General features: G+C 49.5%; 1 protein-coding gene. It reads left to right on the top strand.

Annotation, left to right across the window (positions count from 1 at the left end):
• On the top strand, positions 1-210 hold a 210-nt coding region (locus H6B10_RS16780; protein ID WP_204652497.1), incomplete at its 5' end, for a hypothetical protein.
• Between the last annotated feature and the right edge of the window lie 12 nt (positions 211-222).

Genomic DNA, 222 nt, shown 5'->3' with positions numbered 1-222 from the left:
CGCTTCTTTTGTACCATTCTCTGGCGGGCGGAACCCTGCTGGCACACAATGTGTATGACAGTTATTCCCTGCAAGCCGAAAACTGGCTGGCCGGACGCAACTACATTGCCAATGAGGATAAAGAAAAAACCCGGCAGAAAAATACCGGGATGGCAAGGAACAAATGTTGCCTTATTTATTTCTTCTGCTGCAAAGCACCCTGCAGCATGATGTCGCCGAAGG

This window comes from Gemmiger formicilis (assembly GCF_016901605.1).
Taxonomy (GTDB): Bacteria; Bacillota; Clostridia; order Oscillospirales; family Ruminococcaceae; genus Gemmiger; species Gemmiger formicilis_B.
Note: the sequence above shows the minus strand (reverse complement) of the source record. Positions and strands in the feature narration are given on the sequence as shown.